The following is a 21,413-nucleotide window of genomic DNA, read 5'->3' on the forward strand; positions in this document are numbered from 1 at the left end:
GGGCCCTCACGAAAGGCCGGCATGTCGTGGAATGAGCCCGAGCGAGCGTAGCCGCCATCAACGCGGCCACCTCCGGACAGCTGAAGGGTCTCTGTTGCGATCTACGTCGGTACGCGGTTGCGCCGGTATCGGCAGCGTCTCGGCCTGAGGTCCGCTCAGAGCTTGTATCCGATGTCACGGAGCAGGGTCTTGCGGGCCCGCTCGTCGTCGTCGTTCTCCACTCCCAAGGGCGGCTCGCCATCGACGACGCCGATTATGCCGCGGCCCTGGGAAGTTCCAGCCACCAGCACCTGTACGGGGTTGGCCGTCGCACAGTAGACGTGGCAGACCTCCGGAACCGCCTTGAGCTGGTTGAGGACGTTCACAGGGAAGCCGTCGCGCAGGAACACGATGAACGAATGGCCCGCGCCGATGGCCAGGGCGTTCTGCACCGCGAGGTCGACAAGCGTCGTGTCATTGCCTGCTCGCCGGACGAGGCGGGGTCCGGAGGCCTCGCAGAAGGCGAGCCCGAAGCGAAGATGCGGCGAACTGCCGATCAGGGCCTCGTAGAGGTCTTCCACGGTCTTGATGAAGTGCGCCTGGCCCAGTATGACGTTCGCGCTCTCTGGCACGTCGATGGCGACGATGTCGATGGTGGGCTCGCTCATCGCGAATCTCCTTCCTACCTGGAGGCGGCCTGCTCCGGTCGCCGAGGGCTCTCTGACCCACGAACCCTTCCTACCGGCCCGCGCCGGACACGAACAAGCGAGTGCGCCGGCGCCGGGCCGAGGTTGCCGCCGGCGCCACTGACGGTCGCGCCTGCTGGTCGGTGCACAACGTGGACGCGGTTGATCGGTCAGCTGAGCCTCGGCCCCGACGATGGGAGCGGCCCGGCGTCGGTGGACCTGGGCTGGGCCGGTGGGGCGAGCTCAGTGCACCGCGGCCTTGGCGAAGACGCGAACGGAGATGGCGGTGAGTATGACGGCCCAGCCGGCGACGACCGCGAGGCTCATCGCCGCCATCGCATTCGCATTGCTCATTCCCCAGATGTCGTGCAGGCCGGTGGCGTGGGTGTCGAGGAGGCCGTACCGCATCAGCGCGAGAGCGTGCGTGAGAGGCAGGACCTTGGCGACGCCACTGAGCAGACCGGGCAGTGCGCTGATCGGGAACAGGGACCCGGCGAGGAACCAGGGAAGGATCGCGACCGCGGGTGTGGCGCCCACGTACTCCTCCTGGCTGGGAATCCGGTTGGCCATGATCTCGGCGATCGCGTAGCTCGCGACCATGAACAGGAGCGCGCCCCCGACGAACCAGGCCACCCCCGCTGCATTCGTGTGGAAGTGGGCACCCCGTGCGATCGCCGCGACCACGAGGGCGGCGAGCTGCAGGCTGCTGACCGCGAGCGCGACGAGGAAGTTCCCGCCGACCATCAACGAGCGTGGCACGGGCGCGGCGAGCAGTTCCCGCCGGGCACCGGTGTCGCGGTCGACGATGACCCCGATGCCGGCGAACATGCTGCTCAGAGGCACGAGCAGGCCGACCGTTCCGACGGCGACATAGGTCTGGTAGTCGAGTCCGTTGGTTGTGGTCACCATGGTGGCCAGCGCGGGCGCGATCACCAGGGCGAACAGGATCGGGGTGAGCAGCGGGACGACGATCTCGCGGGGAGTATGCGCCGAGAGCAGCAACCGCCGCCGAGCCAGAACGGTCAGCGCGGTGCGCCTGGCCACGGTGCGGGGGACGGGGCGTGCTGCGTGAGCGGAAGGCCGGTGGGTGATGTCGATGGTGGTCATCAGGGTCTCGCTTTCTTGAGTCATGCGGCCAGGCTTGCGCCGGTCAGCTGGAGGTAGACGTCGTCGAGGGTGGGCCGCCGGGTGGAGACCGCCGACGTCGCGACATCGAGCGAGCTGAGCGCCGCGACGACTGACTGCGCCGATCGCGCATGGAGCGGGATCGTCAACGTCGCCCCTACGGCGAAGGCATCACCACCCGCGAGACCACCACCGCGAAGGCGTTCGAGCGACACGACTGGGTCGTCGGTCACCCGGATCTCGACGATCTGGTCCCCCAACAGTCCGAGCAGGTTCGCCGGGGTGTCGAGCGCGACGATGCGGCCCTGGTGCACGACCCCGATCCGGTCACACAGGCGTTCCGCCTCGTCGAGGTAGTGCGTGGTGATCAGGGTCGCCATGCTGGTGCTGGCTCGCAGCCCGGCGATGAGATCCAGCAGTTCGTAGCGGATCCGCGTGTCGAGGCCCACCGTCGGCTCGTCCAGGAACAGCACCTGCGGCCTCGACACGAGCGCTCTCGCGATCTCGACACGTCGTCGCTGTCCGCCGCTGTAGGTCCCAACCGGCCGGTCGATGACCTCGGCGAGGCCGAATCCCTCCACGAGGTCATCGGAACGCCGGCCGGCACCAGACCGGTCCGCGTTCCAGAGCCGTGCGTGCATCGTGAGGTGCTGGCGTCCGCTGAGACCTCGGTCGACCGTCGCCTCTTGGAACACGACGCTGCTCACCTGGCGGGCCGCGAGCGGCTCATGGACGACATCGTGGCCGGCGATCCGAGCGGTACCTGCAGTCGGGAGGATCGTGGTGGTCAGCATGCCGATCGTCGTCGACTTGCCGGCCCCATTGGGTCCGAGCAGTCCGAAGACCTCGCCGGGTTGCACGCTGAAGTCGATCCCCTTGACCGCCTCCACACCGCCGGCGAAGGTCTTCCGGAGCCCGCTCACCTCGATGGCGGCAGCTGCTTGATGTGTCCAGCCGTTCATGTCGTCCTCACTCACCACGCGTGATCTGTGTCAACGCCGGATGCGCCGTGCTGCAAGGGAGGACGTTCGCTGGGTGGCGGATGTGACCGTTCTCGAGAATGTTCGCGATCCGGTCACACTTCTCAGTCGCCGTGCGTCCAAGGGGGTAAGGGTTGGTGTGGCGTCAGGAGGATGCAGTGGACGACCGAGATTGGCTCGCGGCACGATTCGACGAGCTTCGTCCACGTCTCCAGACGGTCGCGTACGGCATCCTCGGATCCGTCTCCGATGCCGAGGACGCCGTCCAGGAGTGCTGGTTCAGGCTCGATCGCAGCAAGACCTCCGATGTCCAGGACCTGCAGGCCTGGCTCATCACCGTCGTCGGGCGCATCTGCCTGGACATGCTGCGTCGGCGGGGACATCGGCGCGAGTATCAGATGGGCGAGCGACTCCCGGAGCCGATCGTCGAGTTCGAGGAGACCGGACCCGAGCAGGACGTCCTGCTGGCCGACTCGGTCGGGCTCGCCCTGCTCGTCGTGCTCGAGACGCTCAGTCCGCCAGAGCGGCTCTCATTCGTGCTGCACGACGTGTTCGGGTTGCCCTTCAGCGAGATCGCCCCCGTCGTCGAGCGAACCCCGGAGGCGGCGCGGCAGCTTGCCGCTCGTGCCCGGCGGCGGGTCAGGGCGGCGCCCACACCGGATCCCGACCTGGCGCGCCAGCGGGTCGCCGTCGATGCGTTCCTCGCGGCTGCCAGATCCGGAGACATGGCCGGTCTGCTCGAGGTGCTCGATCCCAATGTGGTCTTCCGGGCTGACGCCGGCGCAGCCGCACCGGCGCTGGCGTTCCCCGTCCACGGTGCACAAGCAGTCGCCCGCCGGGTCCTGCAAACGGCGCCCCGGTTCGCTGCGTATGCGACGCCTGCGATCGTCAACGGGCAGGCCGGCGCGGTGTTCGCCCCGGACGGAAGCCTTGCCGGGGTCATCGGCTTCACGGTCGTCGATGGCCGCATCGCCGCCATCGATCTCGTCGCCGACCCGGTCAAACTGAAGCGTCTGAGCTGGAAGTCGCCCTCCGACGAGAAATAGTCAGGACCAGTGGATTGGTGCCCTCCAGCGCCAGCCCGTTGGCCAGTCGTTCTGAGACGACCGGCGAGTCATCCCCGGCGAAGCCGAGGTGGTCCGCAACGGCAGCCTCGAACAGGCGCCCACATCAGACAGCGGTGCAACCACCCAGAGCGATCGTGCCGTCGATCGCCCTGATCTGCGCCTCGACGCTCCCGAGCTGGTCCTGGAGGCCCTTCAAGGTGGCGGTCGCAGTGGCGATCGCGTCGTTGTTCGCCTTCTGCTGCGTCTCGAGGTCGCGAAGCACCCGCTCGGCGTCGGCGACCTGACTGTCCAGCGGCTCCAGCTGGCCTTGCAGCGTGGCCAGCTGAGCCCCCTTCGCCACGATGTCGTCATCGATCTCGCCGAGCTGAGTCACCAACGAATTGATCTGGGTCTGCAGGTCGTGGATGACACCCTCACCGGCCGTGCCCTGGGAGTTGAGCTCGGCGAGCTGGACCTCCAGCGCGTCCAGCTGGGTGAGGACCTCGGTCCGTCGCGCCTGTACGGCGTTCAGCACCTTCTGAACGACGGCGATCTGGCTGGCGACACTCGCCTGCTGCCCCGACAGCGAGGCCAAAATGTCGTGTCGGGTCTTGAGGCCCTCCTCGAGCTCGATGCCGTGCGCGTCGAGGTCTGCGAGCTTCTTGTCGATCTGGTCGACCTGGGACTGCAGGTCCGCACGTCGAGCCTCGAGGGCGATCCGCTCCGCCGTCAGGGACGCGATCAGCTCGGCGTTCTTCCTCGCTGCGGCATTGGCGAGGTTCTGCTGTACGGACCCTCGCTGCGCGAGCTGGTTCGTGACCCCGTTGCAGATGCCGTTGGTGGTGGAGGTTGCCGCCGCAGACGCCGGTCCGCCGGCGAAGAGCACGACGGCAAGGGCCGCCGGGCCTACCAACGCCCATGCGGCGCGACGGCCGGATGATGTCCACCGGTTGACGGAGGACATCCGGACGGACCTTTCGAAGCCGGTCATGTCTGTGGTGCCTTCCCTTGACGAGCTGAGGGAACCATAGATGGGCGGGGTCACCTGCCGCACACGAATCGAGGAGGATGGCACGGCATACCCGCCCTGGGCCGGCCGATCCGCCGATCTCCTGACGCGTCGGGGCCCGTTGACGGACACTGTGTCGTATGCCGTCGCTGCCCGTGGGCACCCTGACGATGCTGTTCAGCGACATCGAGGGGTCGACCCAGTTGCTCAACGGGCTGGCCCCCTCTGGGGAGAAGCGCTCTCGGCGCACCGGACCATTCTCAGGGACGTCTTCGCACGATTCGACGGCATCGAGATCAACACGGAGGGCGACAGCTTCTTCGTCGTGTTCACCTCGGCGACCAATGGCCTGCGCGCCGCCGTCGACGCGCAACGGGGGCTCGCCGACCACGAATGGCCGATGGGGATGCCGGTGCGGGTGCGGATGGGGCTGCATACGGGTGAACCACAGCGGCACGAGGACGACTACGTGGGGATCGACGTACATCTGGCGGCACGAATCTCGGCTGCGGCCCACGGAGGCCAGATCGTGATCTCCGATCCCACCCACGCCCTCGTCGGTGACACGGTCCAGCGCGTGACGGTGCGCGACCTCGGATGGCACCGGCTCAAGGACATACCGCGGCCACAGCACCTCTACGACGTCACCGCGCCCGGACTGCTGGCCGACCACCCGCCGCTGCGCAGCCTGGGCATGGCCGCCAACCTCCCGGCATACACCGGCGAGCTCGTCGGACGGGCAAGTGACCTGGATGACCTCGTCGCGTTGATCGACCGAGGTGCCCGACTCGTGACACTCACGGGGCCGGGTGGCACCGGCAAGACCCGCCTCGCGGTATCGGTCGCTCGCGCGCTGGAGGGCCGGTTCCCGCACGGTGTCTTCTTCGTCCCACTCCACACCGCCGACCGGGCGGCGCTCATGTGGGCGGCGATAGCCGAAGTCGTGGGCGCGACCGGGAACGCAGAACAGCAACCGAGAGATCGCGCCACCGAGTTCGTCCGGGACCGCGATCCACTCCTGGTCCTGGACAACCTCGAGCAGATCCCGGACGCAAGCCAGGTCGTGAGCCAGCTGCTCGAGGGCGGGCACGGTGTCAGCGTGCTGGCCACCTCACGCCGCCCCCTCCACCTCGTCGAGGAGCAGCTGTATCCCTTGACGGCTCTGGCGGTTCCGGCGGCGCGCGGTGGCAGCGCGAACGTGGCTGACGTGGCACGGGTGCCGGCTGTCCAGCTCTTCGTCCAGCGTGCCGGGCTCGTCAGGCCCGGCTTCGCGCTCACGGCGGACAACGCCGACGACGTCGTGGCGCTGTGCCGGCGCCTGGACGGGCTGCCGCTCGCGATCGAGCTCGCCGCTGCCCGCTGCCGGCTGCTTGCCCCGCGTGCCTTGCTCAGCCGCATCGACAGCTGGCTCGGTGAGACCGCGGCCGCACCGGAAGGCCAGGACCGCCCGGACCGTCCGGAACGGCAGCGGACGCTCAGGGGGACCATCGCATGGAGCTACGACATGCTGCCGGAGGAGGATCAGCGCGCCTTTCGCCGGTTCGGCGCATTCTCCAGCCCCGTAGGCCTGGACGCGGTCGAGGAGGTTGTCTGCGAGGGAGGCGACCCCTTGGACGTGGTGACCCGGCTGGTCGACGTGAGTCTGCTCGAGATCTCCGAGGGCCACGACGGCGAGCCGCTGGTCCACATGTTGGAGACGATCCGACGGTTCTCCCGGGAGCAGATGGAGTCGTGCGGGGAGACGGACGAGGTCAGGCTTCGGCATGCTCGGTGGTGCCTCCGTGTCACGAGCGAGATCGCGGCCACACTGCACGGGCCTCGGCAGATGACGGCACTGGACCAGATGGAGGCCGTCATCGAGGACGTGCGGGCCTCGATGGACTGGTCCTTCGACCTGGCCGGCCAGTCCGACGACGAGCGGTTCACGGCCGGCCTCGCACTCCTTGCGCCGATGGACAGCTACTGGTACCGCTTCGGATACATCCAGGAGGGGCGTGGCTGGCACCAACGCGCGCTGGCCCTGGTGGACAGCGGGAACCACGGTGACTCCGCGGGCTTGGTGAACGCGCTCCACGGTCACGGCATACTGGCGCTCCAGCAGAACGATGTCCCGACCGGCACCCAGGCCCTGGAGCGCGCACTCGCCATCGCGCACCGGCTGGGCGATGTCAGCCTGGAGGCCCGGGAGTGCAACAGCCTCGGCATCGCGCGTCGAGAGGGCGGGGACCCGGCGGGCTCGAGAGAGCTCATCGAGCGCAGTCTCGACCTGGCGCGGCAGGCGGGCGACCCGCGCCGGGAGGCCACGGCCCTGAGCAACCTGGTCCACGGCTACATGGACACCGGGGACTATGGGCCGGCCGTCGACGCGGCCCGCCGAGCCCTGGCCGCGGACCAGGCTTTGGACGACCCGTGGGGCGTCGCCATCGATCGATGCAACCTCGTGACAGCCCTGCTCCATGCCGAGGGCCCGGAGCAGGCGTTCCGCGAGTTCGTCGACGTGGCGCCGGCAGCCGTGGCTCTCGGAGACGTCGAGCTCTCCATCGACGTCGTCGAGATCCTCGTCAGCATCTGGGCAGCGTTCGGGGACGCAGCACGGGCCGCGAACCTGCTTGGAGTCGCTGAACGCCAGCGGGACATCACCGGTATCTCGCGCTCAGCGCCGGACCAGGTGCTTCTCGACCGTTTCGTCGCACCTCTCCAGGCCGCCACCGACTCAGAGCACTGGCATGAGGCGTACACCAGGGGCCTGAGCCTCACCATCGAGGCGGCTGTCGCGGCATACACCTCGGGGCACGACCCGACACGCGCCCAAGCACGTTTCCCGGACGCGACATAGCCACCCCGACTGCAGAGACAGGGACGACCCGAGCCGCGACTACCAGCCACAACATGCCGGACAAACGAAACAGCCGAACCTACGATCCGTAGGTTCGGCTGTTCGGGATGTCTTGTGACAGCACATCGTGGCGGGTGAAGGATTCGAACCTTCGTAGCTTTCGCGACGGATCTACGAGTCCCGAGGCGCTGATCTGCCCAGATGTGGCTCATCGCCGACCTCCTCCACGGATTGCGCAACCCTCCGGGCACACCCGGCACAAGCCGCCACCCTTGGACCCAGATGCAACGCTCCGTGTGATGACAAGGTCGGATCAGCCGCCGAGAGTTCCTTCGAGCCGAACGAGCAGCCGTTGGTGGAAGCCCGCTTCTGGATCATTCACGCGAACCACCCGCAGTACATAGTCATCCGTCATCACCGATCGGACGATCTCGACGAGCGGGTCTGGAACGTAGCCAAGCCGGGTGCCGTCGCCCGAGACCAACAGCGCACGCGGGTTTGTTGTGTTGGTGTTTTCAGGTTCCAGCCTCAGGCGCTGGCCGGGCCGCAGCTGGTCGAGATGCGTGCGCTCGGCATCCTCCAGGTAGCGCACGCCGTGAACGAAGAACGGCAGGTCGACCGGTCCCGGTTCGGGCAACGGAGTCAGCTCATAGGTGTCGCCGGTCCTACGTCCGCCTGAGACCGCCAGGACCTCGAACGGCTCCGCATCGGCGCCTAGCGCGAGGTGTTCCATGGCACGTCGGTGGTCGCGACGATGGGGGGACATGACTCGTTCGCCGAAGACGGGGAACAACGCGTCGCTCGTGTGCTCTTCCCCCCGGGGCAGGCCAGGCAGTTCGACCGGAGCATCGTCGAAGTAGACGAACGTGTACTGACCGTCGTGGTAGGTGAGTACACCAAGCGATTGATATCGCCGTGTCTTCGGATCCTGACGCGTGACGAGCAGCCGCTCAGTCTTGATCTTGGTCAACATCGCACAACCTCCTCCTGTTGACCTCGATGATGCCGGTGATGAACCTAGACCCGACCACCGACAGGCGGCCTGTCGGCGCCTCCAGTATGCCAAGTTCGCTGATCGGAGGGAGACGGGCGAGCCGACCCCGCCAGCTCTCGCCGTTCCAGCGGCCCATGGCCTGACTTGCCAGCTGGAGCAGGGTCAGGCCCTTGGGTTCGAAGCTCTTGGCGGCTCCCCTCCGACACCAGACATCCACATCTTGGTTGGACCTCTTCGCATCAGTCAGTCCGGCTCCCAGCGCGCTCCCATGATCAAAAGTCGCGGCGAGTGAGCGTACCCCTTCGGGAGAGGTCAGCAGTGCCCAATTGCCAGGGTGCCGATCCGTATTGGCCGTGAGGGCATCGAGCATGAGATAGCCGCTGAAGATCTGCAGGGCGTCCACCTTGTCGTGGCCGGGCGGGCCACCAAGGCCGCGAAGCACGTGCTCGATGGCATCCAGCGTGTACCCACTGTCGCGCTTGAGCAAACCCCGCCGACGCCCATGCTCGTCCACGACCGGCTCGTACCGCGAGTAGCCCGGAGCCCCCACGAGGTAGGTGGATCCGACGTTGAGGTCAAATCCTTCGGGAGCGACATTGCAAGAGATAAGGCCAAACGCCCCATACCGACGGGCATACCGACACTCTGCGGCCGGAAGCTCGAGCACGGTGGCAATGCGAGATGTCACGACCTCCGCGACGTCGTTGAGCTGAGCATGGCTGCCGTCTGCGGTGGAACGCCGCGGTTTCCAGAGCCACTGTTCGTGCCGTCCAGCCGTCGGTCGCTGCGCAATCCATAGCTTGTCCGGGTCCTGGCCTTCTGCCTCGTCGTCGATCACCGCCCAGTCAGAGACGTCGATGACACCGTCGTCCACTGCCTAGCCCACCCTTCGTCGCGCCCTGAGCACATCCTGGCATCGAGCGCCGACGGGGCGCCGCGGCTCCCGAGTCCAACCATCAGGTCGGACACCACATCGTTCCCGACGTTGGAATCGCCGGTTCCAGCACCTCTGGACCGCACACAGCGAACGCTCAGGAAGCCTTGAACACGGTGTCCAGGTGCCACTCGATGGCATCGCGGTGAGGGCGATCGGCCACCCGGTCGGGAAGATCGATAGTCACGCCCTGACGCGAGTAGAACTCCTCGCCGTTGCCGAAGTCGGCGCGTATCCGCTTGCTGACAAGGAGGCGATGGCTCGTGTCGATGCCGAGGTAGCCATCGTCGAAAAGGGTGTGGACATCGGAGCGAAGAAGCAGCCCGTTGTCGAGGCGGTGCTGACCTTCGTGCGCGACGGGTCGGATATGGGCCGCCTCAAGGACCGGCGTGATCTTCGCCCCAGTGATGGCACAACGCCGGTGGTAGCCATCGAGCGTCAATGCCTTGAAGCTGTGCTGGCCGACGCGCGGCACCACCAGGCGGGGAGCGCCGCGGGTTGGGCCGCCGACGAAGGCTGCGACATCGCCTGTGGGGTCTCGGTCGATGACGTGGGCGCGCACGATGAGCTCCGCGAACGCCGCCTCGAGGTAGGACCAGTCGGAGTTGGTTGCGTCGTATCCCTTCCCACGCGTCGACGTCATCGGGTAGCTCGGCGGGACCGCCACTTCAAGGCCGGGCTCTACGAAGAACGAGTCACGAATCAGGATGCAACCGATGGTGGGATCAGTCTCCGGCACGCTGCCGTTCTTGCCGCGATAACGGTTGATTACGGACAGCAGTTCGGCGGGCGTATCGCACCCATTGGCTGCGCCAAAGGCTCGCCAGGCTTCAGTGACCGTCACGCGCACGAATCCGTCATAGAGGCCGCCGCCGATGAGTCGCCCCCCGGCTGCCATCTTGCTGCGGTAGAGGAACCGGTCTCCGCGCGCCAGCGCGGCGAAGTTGCCACCCCCAGGCAGCCAGAAGTTGACGTTGTCGAGGTGAGGACGGGCGCGCAGGTAGCTCGACCAACTCGTATCGGTTGGGAAGACATACGCCCTCATGGCCGCACCCTAATTTGAGAGCCGGCGGCGCGGGCCGGAACGGGGCGCATCGGGCAAGGCAAGGCACTCTCGGGCGCGACTGTCAGACCATATCCGGCAGTAGGAACCGTTCGAACCTTCGTAAGCTTCGCGACGTTTACAGCTGCCGTAGCGCACTCCGCTCACCTGCGCAAACGTCGGTGAGCAGGGAACTTCGCCGCGATTTCCGCACTGATCCTCGCTGTCAGTCGACCTCGCCCGACGCCTGCGAGCACACGGAGCTATCGTCGGCGCCGCGCTCACGCTGGCATCGCCTGAGCCCGCCAACGCCGTTTCATCCCAGAGGACGTGCAGCACACTGAGCGTCGGCGCCAGTCGAGAAGTTCGCCGACACGTCCAGCCGGCCTCGCGTCGCTGGGAGTGAAGCCGAGCCCGTCCGCCGGGCTCACGGCATACCCCCTGCTTTGGGCGGCCCAGCGCCATCGGCCAGATACGGAATGGTCTGCGGGCCCTCGGGCAGCACGCACACCCACGCGTCCGGACCCGAGGCCGCAAGCCGGGCCGCGACCAGCTCGGCGATGTCGTCGACCGGCCCGAGGTGGGCCGAGCGCAGGTCATCGGGGCTCAGATAGTCCGAGTAGACCCGGACCTCGGCCATGGTCTGGACCTTCGCCTGGATCTGCACCTGCCACTGGTCCGGTGTCGTGGACTCTCTCGCCGCGATGTCCGCGAGCAACGCACCGGGCGAGGACGCGGAGGCCAGGACCTCGCGGTAGGAACCGTGGTCAGGGAAGCCGTCCCGACATTCGGCCGCACACACGATCAGGCCTCCAGGCCGCACGACCGTCGCGGCCGCAGACATGCCCTTCACTGCCTGGTACAAGTTCTGGTCCAGCGGGTAGCCCGCGTTCGTCGTGACGACCACGTCGGCCCTGCCTGGGACCGCCTGCATGCTCAGCCGGCGAGAGTGCTCACGGGCCACGCGGTGCATCGGCAGCAGCTCACCCGCATACGCGGCCACGACGTCCTTGTCACGGTTGAGGATCACATCGAACGCGAAGTCGACCCCCGTCCCGACCGCGACCGCCCGGATGTCGTCGTGCACCGGGTTGCCCTCACACACACCCCATCGCGCGTCCGGGTGCCCGATGCGCTTGGCGTCGTGAAGCACCAGCACCGTCTCGAGCCCCGCAAGCCCGGGCGCGCACAGCTTCGGCCCACCGGAGAAGCCAGCGAAGAAGTGCGGCTCGACAAACCCGGTCGTGATCCGCAGGTCCGCCTCGATCCACTCCGAGTTCAGCCACACCGGTACCCCGTCGCCGTGGACGCCGCACCACGTCAGACGCGACCGGTCCCGCGCGTCATGGTTCTCCACCCTGACCGACCCGAGGATCTCCCGGCCGAGCATCGCCTCGAGCTCCCCGGGTGTGTTGCCCCGGTGGGTGCCGGTGGCGTTGAGGATGACGATGTCATCAAGATCCACGATGCCCTCGAGCTCGGTGAGGATCGCCCGCACCATCGCCTCACGCGGCTGCGGCCGGGTGAGGTCACAGACCGAGATCGCCACCTTCCCGCGGCCCTTCGCGCGCTCACGCAGCGACGGCCCGGCCACCGGACGCCGCAACGCCTCCAGCAAGGCAGCGGCCGGGTCCGGAACGCCCGGATGGAACCGCGGCTCGACCACCACCGTGCGCCCGACCGGGAACGCCACATCCAGCCCGGTCTCGCCGTAGGCCAGCCGCACTTTGGCGGCGTCCGCCATCCAGCCTCCAGTCACCATGGTCGCCGACCGATCGATTGCATACGCTAGTATACGAAGGGTGACCATGTGGGCTTACCGGCTGTCGGAGCCTGGTGTGCTGCAGAGGGTCGAGACCCCGGAGCCTGCGATCGACGGGGGACAACACCGTCAGGTTCTGGTCAGAACGCGCGCCGTAGGCATCTGCGGAAGCGACATCGCACGCTTCCGGGGGACCTCCACGCTCTCCGCCGTTGCACTGCCCGGACCGCCGGGTGTGCCGGCGCACGAGATCGCCGGGACTGTCATCGCGTCCCACGACGAGGTCCTGCCGGTGGGCAGCGAGGTCGTGGGCTGGGCATCGGGCAGCAACGGCTTGGCCGAGTACGTCCTGACAGGCGCCGACAGGCTCGTCACCTACGACCCCGCACTCGACCCCCTGACGGCCGTGATCCTGCAGCCGCTGGCCTGCGTGCTCCACGCGAGTGACAAGGTAGGGATCGGCGGCAGACATGTCGCCGTCGTCGGGCTCGGGCCCATCGGCCTCCTTTTCGCCCATGTTGCTCGATCGCGAGGTGCTCGCCGCGTGACCGGCGTGGACCCGGTCGACCGCAGCGACGTGGCATCCGTTCTCGGGGTCGACGACCTGCAGAAAGCGACGGCAGCGGAATGGGCGCGGCAGCTACCTGCAGGCGACCGTCCCGATATCTGCATCGAGGCGGTCGGGCATCAGACCGACATCTTGGACGATGTGATGCGAGCGACAGCGGACCAAGGAACGGTCCTTCACTTCGGGATTCCTGACGAGCGCTACTACCAGCTCGACATGGAGCGCCTGATGCGCGGCAACCTGACGCTTCTGGGAAATGTCACCCGCGACCATCGCCAGGCGCTTGACTCGGCAAAGACGTTTCTGGCCGAGAACAGCGATCTGGGCGAAGCTCTGGTCAGCCATATCTTCGGACTACGCCAGACCCAAGAGGCCTTCACGACCGCGGCCATCGCCAGAGCGGGCCGGCACAAGGTGCTGATCGACGTGGAGCGCGATGAGCGCTGATGAATGGGCTGACTGCACGCCGTCCCGGACCGCCATCGTCGTGCTGAACACGAGGCTCGAGTGTGTTCGAATGTCGGTCAAATGCGCTGGGACCCAGTCGATTTGACTAGCTTCCTTGGCATGCCGACACGACAAGTCGTCGTCGCGCTCGATTCCTTCAAGGGGTCGATCAGTGCGCGGGACGCCGTCGCCGCCCTGAGCGCGGGCATCACGGCGGTCACCACCGGCGCCACCGTCGTCCAGCTGCCCATTGCCGACGGCGGCGAGGGCACCGTCGATGCGCTGCTGGCCGCGGGCTTCTCCTCCCGGTCCCACACAGTGGTCGGACCGCTCCTGACCCCAGTGCAGGCAACCGTCGGGGTCCGCGGGAACGAGGCCGTCGTCGAGCTCGCATCTGCGGCGGGCCTGCACCTACTCCCCGGCCCCCCGACCCCCGAGACGGCGCTTCGCGCTACCACGTTCGGCGTCGGGCAGCTGGTCTCCGCCGTGGTCGGCGCGGGCGCCACACGGGTCGTCATCGGGCTGGGCGGCAGCTGCACGACAGACGGCGGCTCCGGTCTGGTGCAGGCCCTTGGGGTCGAGCTCCTGGCCCACGATGGTCATCGCCTCGGTCCCGACGGTGGCGGGACTCTCTCAGACCTGGACCGCCTGGTCCCCCCGCCCGGCTGGCCCCTGCGTGGAGTCCAGTTCGTCGCGGCCACCGACGTCACCAACCCGCTCCTCGGACCCGATGGCGCGGCTGGCGTCTTCGGCCCCCAGAAGGGAGCAGCCCCTCGCGATGTCGGTCTGCTCGAGGCGGGTCTCACGAGGTGGGCCGACGCCGTTGACCGGACCACGGGGACGGACTGCCGCGACCGTCCTGGCGTCGGTGCCGCCGGCGGCACCGGCTTTGCCCTGGCCGCCCTGCTGGGTGCCGAGCTGACCAGCGGCATCGACCTCGTGCTCGACCTGGCGGGCTTCGACGAGATCGTCGACCGTGACACCCTCGTCGTCGTCGGCGAAGGCTCCCTCGATCGGCAGACCCTGCAAGGCAAGGGCCCGTTTGGTGTCGCGCGGCGGGCGGTCCGCGCCGGGGCGCAGGTCATCGCTGTGGCGGGACGCTGCCGGCTCGACGCGGCCGACCTGGCGCGCGCTGGCATCCGGGCGGTTCACACGCTCGAGGACCTCGAGCCGAACGTCGCTCGCTCGATGGCAAACGCAAGCACGTTGTTGTTCGAGACCGGCCGTGCGTTGGGCCTAGCCCACCCCTAGCGCTAGGCCGCGACCCACCTTGGGGTGCCCCGGCGCCATCACCGGCAGGTTCGCGTCACGACGCGACCGGCGGCCACAGGGCGGCCTGCTGGGTATAGCGGCGCAGCAGCTGGGGCGCCTGGATCAGCAGGTACCCGGTCTCGACGCCGTGGCTGACCGCGGCGACGACCCGCCCGCCACGGGGAAGCTCGCTCTCGGTCACGTCCACCCACTGGCTGTCCGGCTCGCGGTGCCCCACGAAATGCACGAGCCGCCCGTGCTGTTCGGTCCAGAACATCGGCACGGTGTCGAAGGGTCGAGGCTCGTCGTGGGTGAGGTTGTATGCCGCTGCCGCACCCTGCTCGAGGGCGACGGCCCAGTGCTCCACCCGGGCGCGCCGGCCCAGCCGGGCCGAGTGCCAGTCGGCAACATCGCCGGCCGCCGCGATGTGCCGGTGACCGGGGACGAGCAGGGTCTCGTCGACCTCTACCGCGCCGGATGCCGACAAGGGCAGGCCCGACCCCAGCAGCCAGTCGGTCGCTGGTCGGACACCTATGGCTACGACGGCATAGTCGGCCCGCAGCGTTCGCCCGTCGTCGAGCACCGCCTCGACGCCTGCGTCGTCCTGGTCGAGGCTCACCACGAAGCTGCCCAGATGGGCGCGCACCCCGTGCTCGGCGTGCCAGTCTCGGCACAGAGCGTCCACGTAGCTGCCAAGGGCCTTGTCGAGCGGGGTGGTCGAGGGGTCGACCACGACGACGTCCGCGCCGGCTGCGGTGAGTGTCGAGGCTGCCTCGGAGCCGATGAGGCCGGCGCCGATGACCAACACCTCTGCCCGCCCGCCTGAGCCTTCCAGCCAGCCGCGGACCCGGGCCACCTGCGTCGGGTCGTCGACACTCCCGATCCGACCGCCCAGCTGGATGCCCGGCACAGATCGGGGCACCGAGCCGGTGGCGATCAGGAGCCGGTCGAAGCCGACGTCGGTCCCGTCCTGAAGGGTCACCACGCGGCCTTGGAGGTCGAGCGAGACGGCGGCGGAGCCATGCCGGTGAACCGCGGGGTCGACGGCAAGGGACCGGCGCACCTGGCCGAGGTTCTGTGCCCCGGAGAGCAGCTGCTTGCTCAGCGCCGGCCGGTAGTACGGGCCGTCCGGCTCCGCCGCGACGAGGTGCAGCTGACCCGGATAGCCCTGGCTCGCCAGGGCTTTCAGAGCGCGCGAACCAGCGGCACCCGCTCCGACGACGACGAAGGGGCCGGGCGCGCCGCCTGCGCCCACCTCAGTTCTCCGCGAGCAGGATGGCCTGCCGCGGGCAGATCATCGCCGCCTCGCCGAGGGTGTCCTCGTCATCGGGGTCGACCGACTCCCGCAGCACGACGAGGTCTCCACCGGCGTCGAGCTCGAAGTACTCCGGTGCGACCCCGACACAGACGGCAAAGCTCTGACACAGATCCTGATCCACTCTGACATCCATGGGCTCTCCTCCTTTCAGGCCTCGGGCTCGCGACCCGTCAGGCCGACCCCGGGCGGGCGTCGACTCCCGACGCCGCAAAGCCCGACTGCTCCAGATCCCTCAGGCCGCTCTTGCTACGGAAGAGTCGTCGCCACCAGCGCTGCCGCTTGTTCAGCCGACCGGTGGCACCGCGGGACTGCCCGATCACCAGGACGGTCCCGGCGACGACGAAGTTGATGACCCCGACGAGCACCGCGAAGGCGGCCAGCTGGCCGTAGAAGCCACTCTCGAAGATGTCGATCATGATGAACCCGGCGACCGGGTGGTTGGGACTGGAAAGGAGCGAGGAGGCCGTTGCCTCGCCCAGCATGTGGGCGAACAGCAAGACCCAGGCCGCACTGAGGCCCGGCACCATGAGTGGAAGCGACACCTTCCTGAACGAACGCCCCGGCGAAGCGCCGCTCACCGCGGACGCCTCCGACAGCTCGCCACCGACCCGGCCGTATGCCGCCCCCACCGCGATCAGCGCGTTCGGGCTGTACAGCACCAGATAGCAGAGGAACAGGATCCACCACGTGCCGGCCAGGCTGATGGGCGCTGCGCCCAGCCCGATGATGAAGCCGACGCCGATCGCGACATGGGTGATCGGACCGGGCGACTTGAGGATGCCGTCGACGGCCGGAGCGAACTTGCGGTGACGGTCCATGAAGGCGGAGGCGACCGCCGCGATCAGCACGCCGACCGTCGCGCCGATCAGGGCCAGTGACAGGCTGGTCTGCATGGCCAGTGGCAGGCGGGACTCCTCGAACACCGACTTGAACTGGTCCATCGTGAACGCGAGGCTGAACACGGGACGCCAGAAGGGCTGCAGGGCGACGTAGAGCAGGCCGATCAGCGGAAGCACGCTGGCGACCAGCATGAACGTGATCATGAAGACCCGGGCAACGTACCGCCAACCGCCGAGATCGACGATCGAGCGCGAGCTCGACTTGCCACCGATCCGGGCGAACCTGGCCTTGCGTGCGACCCGTCGGTCGAGGTACCAGAGAATGCCGACGAAGCAGGCCAGGAACAGCGCCCCGACCACGGTGACATCGAGCTGCGGCGGATAGACCGACCGGGTGGAGTCGATGACGTAGACCGACAGCGTCGAGATGCCCGCCGGGGTCCCGAGGATCACCGGGATGCTGAAGATCGCCGCACCGATCATGAAGCACAGCAGGGTCGCGCCGAGCAGTGCGGGCTTGATCAGTGGCAGCGAGATCTTCCACAGCGTGCGGACCGGACCGGCACCGGTGGTACGCGATGCCTCCTCGTAGGAGGAGTCGATATCGCGAAGCGCCACCGAGATCATCAGATAGGCGAAGGGGATCAGCTCGACGGTGTAGACGAAGATCAGCCCCGGCCACGAGTTGATGTTGAGTGGGCCGGTCTCGGAGTGGTAGCCGAACACGCCGAGCAGGGGCCGCAGGATCAGGACGTTGAGGAAGCCCGCCCTCTCGTCCGCGAGGAACTTCCACCCGATGCAGACCGCGAGGCCGGGAATGAGCAAGGGGATGACGGGCAGGATGGTGGACACCACGCCCATCCGCGCGTTCGTCCGTTCGGTGAGCCAGGCGAACAGGGCGCTGACACCGATCGCGATCGGCACCGCGATGACCAGGAGCCGGGCCGTGGTCCATGCGGCTTCCCAGAACAGCGACGAGGTGAAGACCCGGTGGAACGCCTCGGAGTTGAACGACCCGTTCACCCACAGGATCCGGATCACCGCCCGGAGCAGGGGGTAGGCGATGAGCAGGGCCATGGCCACCACAACGATCACCGCAACCGCGTCGAACGGCCCGAACTTGCGGCCGGACAGACGCCACGGGCGCCGGCGTGACTGGGGGTCGACTGGGGCCTTGGGGGCGGCGCCCGGTGCGAGATCCGCGCTGACGGTCGTGTTCGCCATCGCTCAGTCCTTCAGCAGGGTCAGCGTCGTCGGGTTGACGACGAGCATGGCCGTGTCACCGGGGCGCATCCACGCCTCGGCCGGCGTCGACAGACCGCTCAGGCGGCGGTCCTCGCCGACGAGCACCGTGAACTCAACGGTGGAGCCCGAGAACATCACCGTCTCGACCACCACTTCGGCCAGGCCGGGTTCGCCCGGACGGGCCAGGCTCAGCGTCTCCGGACGCGCCGCGAGATACTGGTATCCCCCTTGCACGACGTCCTCTGGAGCTCGATCCAGAGTGAGGTCACCGACATCCGTGCGGACCCGTACGTGTCCCGACGGGTCTCTGCTGACGTCGCGGACGTCGAGGATGTTGGAGGTGCCGACGAACGTCGCCACGAAGCGGTTGACGGGACGGTTGTAGACCTCCATCGGCGTCCCGATCTGGACGATCTTGCCCCGCCGCATCACGGCGAGCCGAGTGGCCATCTGCATGGCCTCGTTCTGGTCGTGGGTGACATAGATGCCCGCGAACCCGACCCGCCGCTGGGCTGCCAGGATCTCGACGCGCAGGCCCTGCCGGACCTGAGCGTCCACGTTGGACAAGGGCTCGTCGAACACGACGGCCTGGGGGTCAGTCACCATGCTCCGGGCCAGGGCGATCCGCTGCTGCTGCCCACCGCTCAGCTGTCCCGGGTACTGCCCCTGCATCTCCTCCAGCCCGACCGAGGCCAGGGCGCGCCGGACCGCCTCGCGGCGTTGCGCCTTGGGAACCTTCCGGTTGACCAGCGGGTACTCCACGTTGCTGCCGACCGTCATGTGCGGCCACAGCGCGTAGTGCTGGAACATCATGCTGATGCCGCGCTTCTCGGGCGGCAGATCGACTCGCTCGGCCGAGGAGTAGACCAAGCGCCCGTTCGCCGAGATCGTGCCGGACTCAGGGGTCTCGAGGCCCACCAGGCTGCGCAGCAGCGTGGTCTTGCCACACCCGCTCGGACCGAGCAGGACGACCATCTCGCCCGGCCCGATCTCGAGGTCGACGCCATCCACGGCCGGGACGACTTCACCACCCTCACGACGGAAGGTCTTGCACAGGCCCTTGACCTCGACGACCGACGGTCCGGCTTCGGGGACTGCCGAATCGCTCGGTGCTTTCCGCTTCAATGTCATCGCTCCTGGCACGTCCACTGTCCCTTCGTGTGTGGCCACCACTGGTGCTGCGTCGACCGATCGGGCTCGGCCTCAGTCTGTTTCGGCGGCGCGCCGGGCGGCTCTGGTGCCGCCCGGCGCGCCGTTGCTGGTCAGCTTGTCTTGGGCTTCAGGCCGAGCAGGCTGAGGATGTGAAGGTAACGCTCGTCCTTCGGGGAGAGGTTCTTGTTGCCCTGGATGGCCTCCTTGCCGTCCGGCTTGGTGTAGCAGCCTTGGACGGGCTCGGTGAACGGCGCCGCGAATCCGGTCTGTCCGGGAGGCCCTGCCGCGACGCACACGGCGGACATGCCCTGGGGCGAGACCCTGAAGTTGGCGAACACGCGGGCGGCGTTCGGGTGCGGCGCGTCCTTGAAGACCGCCAGCTGGCCGGGCACCTCGACGAGGGGGTCGGTCAGCACCCGGAACGCGATCGGCGCGCCCTTGGTCGACAGGTCGGCGATGAGCATCGACGACTGGGGGAAGCTGACGTCCTGGGCGCCCGCGGCGACGTCCTGGGATGCCGGCACCGACCCGCCCGCCTCGATCTTCGGCTGGAGCTCGTAGACCTTCTTGACGTAGTCGTCACCCAGGGCGTTGCTCACCGCGTCGAGCCACGAGATGTTGGTGGAGGTCGCGCGCGGGTCCGGAAGGGTCACGGTTCCCTTGAACTCCGGCTTGAGCAGGTCCGACCACGTGTTGAGGCCATCGCCCTTGACCTCGGCGGTGTTCCAGGCCACGCCGAGGTACTGGACGTACTTGGCGACCCAGGTCTTGGTCTTTCCGATCATGTTGTCGGGCCAGGTCTGCTCTCCGAGGGTCGGCAGGACCGTCTTGTCGAGCGGGATGAACCACTCGGTGTTCTCGACGAGGTCCTGGAAGCCCGTCGACAGCACGTCGCCGGAGTTGATCCCCGACTGCTTCTCCGTCGACACGCGAGCGGCGATGTCAGGCCCCGCCTTGACGAGGTTGACCTTGATGTTGGGGTACGCCTTCTCGAAGGCCTCGACGACCGCCTTGTTGATGCTGTCGGAGTCGCTGGAGTAGAAGACGACCTCCCCCTCCTTGTTGGCGGCATCGACGACAGCCTGCCAGCCCCCCGCCGCCGGTGCCGTGCCGCTCGACGCTGCCGGGTCGGCGCTACTGCAACTCGCGAGTACGAGCGACAGTGCCGCGACGGCTGCCCCGGCCACGCCGTGAACGGCTCGACGTCGCGGGTGTGAGTACCTTGCTCTTCCGAGCCCCCTCGAACTCTTCATCGCTTCCCTTTCTTGGTTCGAGATCGGCGCCAGTGCCGAACTCGTCTTGCCCGTTCTCGTCTAGCTGTTCCGGAATGGATGCAGCTCCAGGCCCGCGACCGGCCAGTCGTCGACCACCGCGACCTTTCCTTCCCCTGCAGCCGTGATGACGCACCGACGGTCCGAGCTGATCGCGACGTTGGTCACGACCTGGCCCAGGTGTGGGTCGAAGCTGTCCAGCGACTCGCCGTCGCGAGTCCAGGTCTGGATGCACCCGGCCTCGCCGTCATCACCGATAGCAGCGATGACGATGTTGCCCTCGCTGTCGAAGCAGAAGCCGTCGGGACGTCCGCGGTCCATCCGCACCACCAGCTCCACTTCGCCCAGGCCCGAAGGCGAGAGCGGGAACCGGAGGATCCGGGAACCTCTGGTGTCCGCGACATACACCGCGTCGTCTTCGGGACCGAACGCGATCCCGTTCGGGTACCACGGCACCGAGCAGAGAAGCTCGGCCAGCCCCGTGTCGACATCGATGCGGAAGACCCGTCCGTCGGCGCGCTTCGGGCTGCGGGTCGGGTCGGTGACGTACAGCAGGCCGTCCGGGCCGAAGGCGAGGTCGTTGGGCGAGATCGGGTCCATGGTCAGCCAGCTCACAACCCCGCGGGGGTCATAGACCAGCACGCCTCCGGTGGAGGTGAGCAGGCCCTTCGTCGCCCCGCCGCGCCCGCCGGCCTGGGCGAGGTAGACCAAGCCGTCACGGCCTTCGGTCGCTCCGTTGACCCCGCCGCCCACCGTGGCGACCCGCACCGCTCCCCTCGGACCGGCGCTCGCCGCCTCGTCAACGGCATACACCGTTCCGTGGTCGATCGACACGAAGAGGATGCGGCCGTCGCGCAGGAACACCGGTCCCTCGGTGAAGCCGACGTCCGATGCCACCACCCTCGCCTCGCGGTCCGCTGATGTCATCA

The 21,413-nt window shown here is 68.0% G+C and carries 18 protein-coding genes; 4 read left to right on the forward strand and 14 right to left on the reverse strand.

The window, feature by feature from the left end:
* Positions 1-155 precede the first annotated feature (155 nt).
* The 3 genes from ACYVLP_RS12280 to ACYVLP_RS12290 all read right to left on the reverse strand — a co-directional run bounded on the left by ACYVLP_RS12280 (position 156) and on the right by ACYVLP_RS12290 (position 2,752).
* On the reverse strand, positions 156-647 hold the full coding sequence (locus ACYVLP_RS12280) for an adenosine-specific kinase (protein ID WP_460627630.1): 492 nt from the start codon (positions 645-647) through the stop codon (positions 156-158).
* Positions 648-908: 261 nt separating this feature from the next.
* Positions 909-1,772 (reverse strand): ABC transporter permease, encoded by an 864-nt coding sequence (locus ACYVLP_RS12285; RefSeq protein WP_460627631.1) that lies wholly within the window; start codon positions 1,770-1,772, stop codon positions 909-911.
* A gap of 20 nt (positions 1,773-1,792) precedes the next feature.
* A complete protein-coding gene (locus ACYVLP_RS12290) occupies positions 1,793-2,752 on the reverse strand; it encodes an ATP-binding cassette domain-containing protein (RefSeq protein ID WP_460627632.1) in 960 nt (319 codons plus the stop codon).
* A 176-nt stretch (positions 2,753-2,928) separates the two neighbouring features.
* Here ACYVLP_RS12290 and sigJ point away from each other — a divergent pair, with 176 nt between their 5' ends.
* Positions 2,929-3,816 carry an RNA polymerase sigma factor SigJ gene (gene sigJ, locus ACYVLP_RS12295; RefSeq protein ID WP_460627633.1) on the forward strand — a complete coding sequence of 296 codons (888 nt, stop codon included), beginning with the start codon at positions 2,929-2,931 and terminating at the stop codon, positions 3,814-3,816.
* 124 nt (positions 3,817-3,940) lie between these two features.
* Here sigJ and ACYVLP_RS12300 read toward each other — a convergent pair whose 3' ends face one another.
* Positions 3,941-4,780, reverse strand: coding sequence for a hypothetical protein (locus tag ACYVLP_RS12300; RefSeq protein WP_460627634.1), 840 nt, complete (start codon positions 4,778-4,780; stop codon positions 3,941-3,943).
* Between the two features lie 67 nt (positions 4,781-4,847).
* Here ACYVLP_RS12300 and ACYVLP_RS12305 point away from each other — a divergent pair, with 67 nt between their 5' ends.
* A complete protein-coding gene (locus ACYVLP_RS12305; protein WP_460627635.1) occupies positions 4,848-7,661 on the forward strand; it encodes an ATP-binding protein in 2,814 nt (937 codons plus the stop codon).
* Positions 7,662-7,974: 313 nt separating this feature from the next.
* Here the strand turns inward: ACYVLP_RS12305 and ACYVLP_RS12310 are convergent, their stop codons facing one another.
* From ACYVLP_RS12310 to larA, 4 genes are all read right to left on the reverse strand, one after another.
* The gene (locus ACYVLP_RS12310) at positions 7,975-8,634 is read right to left on the reverse strand and encodes an HIRAN domain-containing protein (protein WP_460627636.1); all 660 of its coding nucleotides are present in this window, start codon (positions 8,632-8,634) and stop codon (positions 7,975-7,977) included.
* A complete protein-coding gene (locus ACYVLP_RS12315) occupies positions 8,612-9,529 on the reverse strand; it encodes a hypothetical protein (RefSeq protein ID WP_460627637.1) in 918 nt (305 codons plus the stop codon). Before ACYVLP_RS12315 ends, ACYVLP_RS12310 begins: the two co-directional genes overlap by 23 nt.
* 157 nt (positions 9,530-9,686) lie before the next feature.
* Positions 9,687-10,634, reverse strand: a complete 948-nt coding sequence (locus ACYVLP_RS12320; RefSeq protein WP_460627638.1) for an HNH endonuclease — start codon at positions 10,632-10,634, stop codon at positions 9,687-9,689.
* 424 nt (positions 10,635-11,058) lie between these two features.
* Positions 11,059-12,375: a nickel-dependent lactate racemase gene (gene larA, locus ACYVLP_RS12325; protein WP_460627639.1), complete on the reverse strand. Its 1,317-nt coding sequence runs from the start codon at positions 12,373-12,375 to the stop codon at positions 11,059-11,061.
* A 64-nt stretch (positions 12,376-12,439) separates the two neighbouring features.
* On the opposite strand from larA, the gene ACYVLP_RS12330 reads away from it, so the two are divergent.
* Positions 12,440-13,408 carry a zinc-dependent alcohol dehydrogenase gene (locus ACYVLP_RS12330; RefSeq protein WP_460627785.1) on the forward strand — a complete coding sequence of 323 codons (969 nt, stop codon included), beginning with the start codon at positions 12,440-12,442 and terminating at the stop codon, positions 13,406-13,408.
* 120 nt (positions 13,409-13,528) lie between these two features.
* The gene (locus ACYVLP_RS12335; RefSeq protein ID WP_460627640.1) at positions 13,529-14,659 is read left to right on the forward strand and encodes a glycerate kinase; all 1,131 of its coding nucleotides are present in this window, start codon (positions 13,529-13,531) and stop codon (positions 14,657-14,659) included.
* A gap of 55 nt (positions 14,660-14,714) precedes the next feature.
* Here the strand turns inward: ACYVLP_RS12335 and ACYVLP_RS12340 are convergent, their stop codons facing one another.
* The 6 genes from ACYVLP_RS12340 to ACYVLP_RS12365 form a co-directional block, all read right to left on the reverse strand.
* Positions 14,715-15,914 carry an NAD(P)/FAD-dependent oxidoreductase gene (locus ACYVLP_RS12340; protein WP_460627641.1) on the reverse strand — a complete coding sequence of 400 codons (1,200 nt, stop codon included), beginning with the start codon at positions 15,912-15,914 and terminating at the stop codon, positions 14,715-14,717.
* A gap of 1 nt (position 15,915) precedes the next feature.
* Entirely contained in the window at positions 15,916-16,110 is a 195-nt protein-coding gene (locus tag ACYVLP_RS12345; RefSeq protein WP_460627642.1) for a ferredoxin, read from the reverse strand.
* A 37-nt stretch (positions 16,111-16,147) separates the two neighbouring features.
* On the reverse strand, positions 16,148-18,040 hold the full coding sequence (locus tag ACYVLP_RS12350) for an ABC transporter permease (RefSeq protein ID WP_460627643.1): 1,893 nt from the start codon (positions 18,038-18,040) through the stop codon (positions 16,148-16,150).
* Positions 18,041-18,043: 3 nt separating this feature from the next.
* Positions 18,044-19,192, reverse strand: a complete 1,149-nt coding sequence (locus ACYVLP_RS12355) for an ABC transporter ATP-binding protein (protein WP_460627644.1) — start codon at positions 19,190-19,192, stop codon at positions 18,044-18,046.
* 131 nt (positions 19,193-19,323) lie between these two features.
* Positions 19,324-20,400, reverse strand: a complete 1,077-nt coding sequence (locus ACYVLP_RS12360; protein WP_460627645.1) for an extracellular solute-binding protein — start codon at positions 20,398-20,400, stop codon at positions 19,324-19,326.
* A 126-nt stretch (positions 20,401-20,526) separates the two neighbouring features.
* Positions 20,527-21,411: an SMP-30/gluconolactonase/LRE family protein gene (locus ACYVLP_RS12365; RefSeq protein WP_460627646.1), complete on the reverse strand. Its 885-nt coding sequence runs from the start codon at positions 21,409-21,411 to the stop codon at positions 20,527-20,529.
* Positions 21,412-21,413 lie beyond the last annotated feature (2 nt).

Source organism: Intrasporangium mesophilum, from assembly GCF_054783095.1.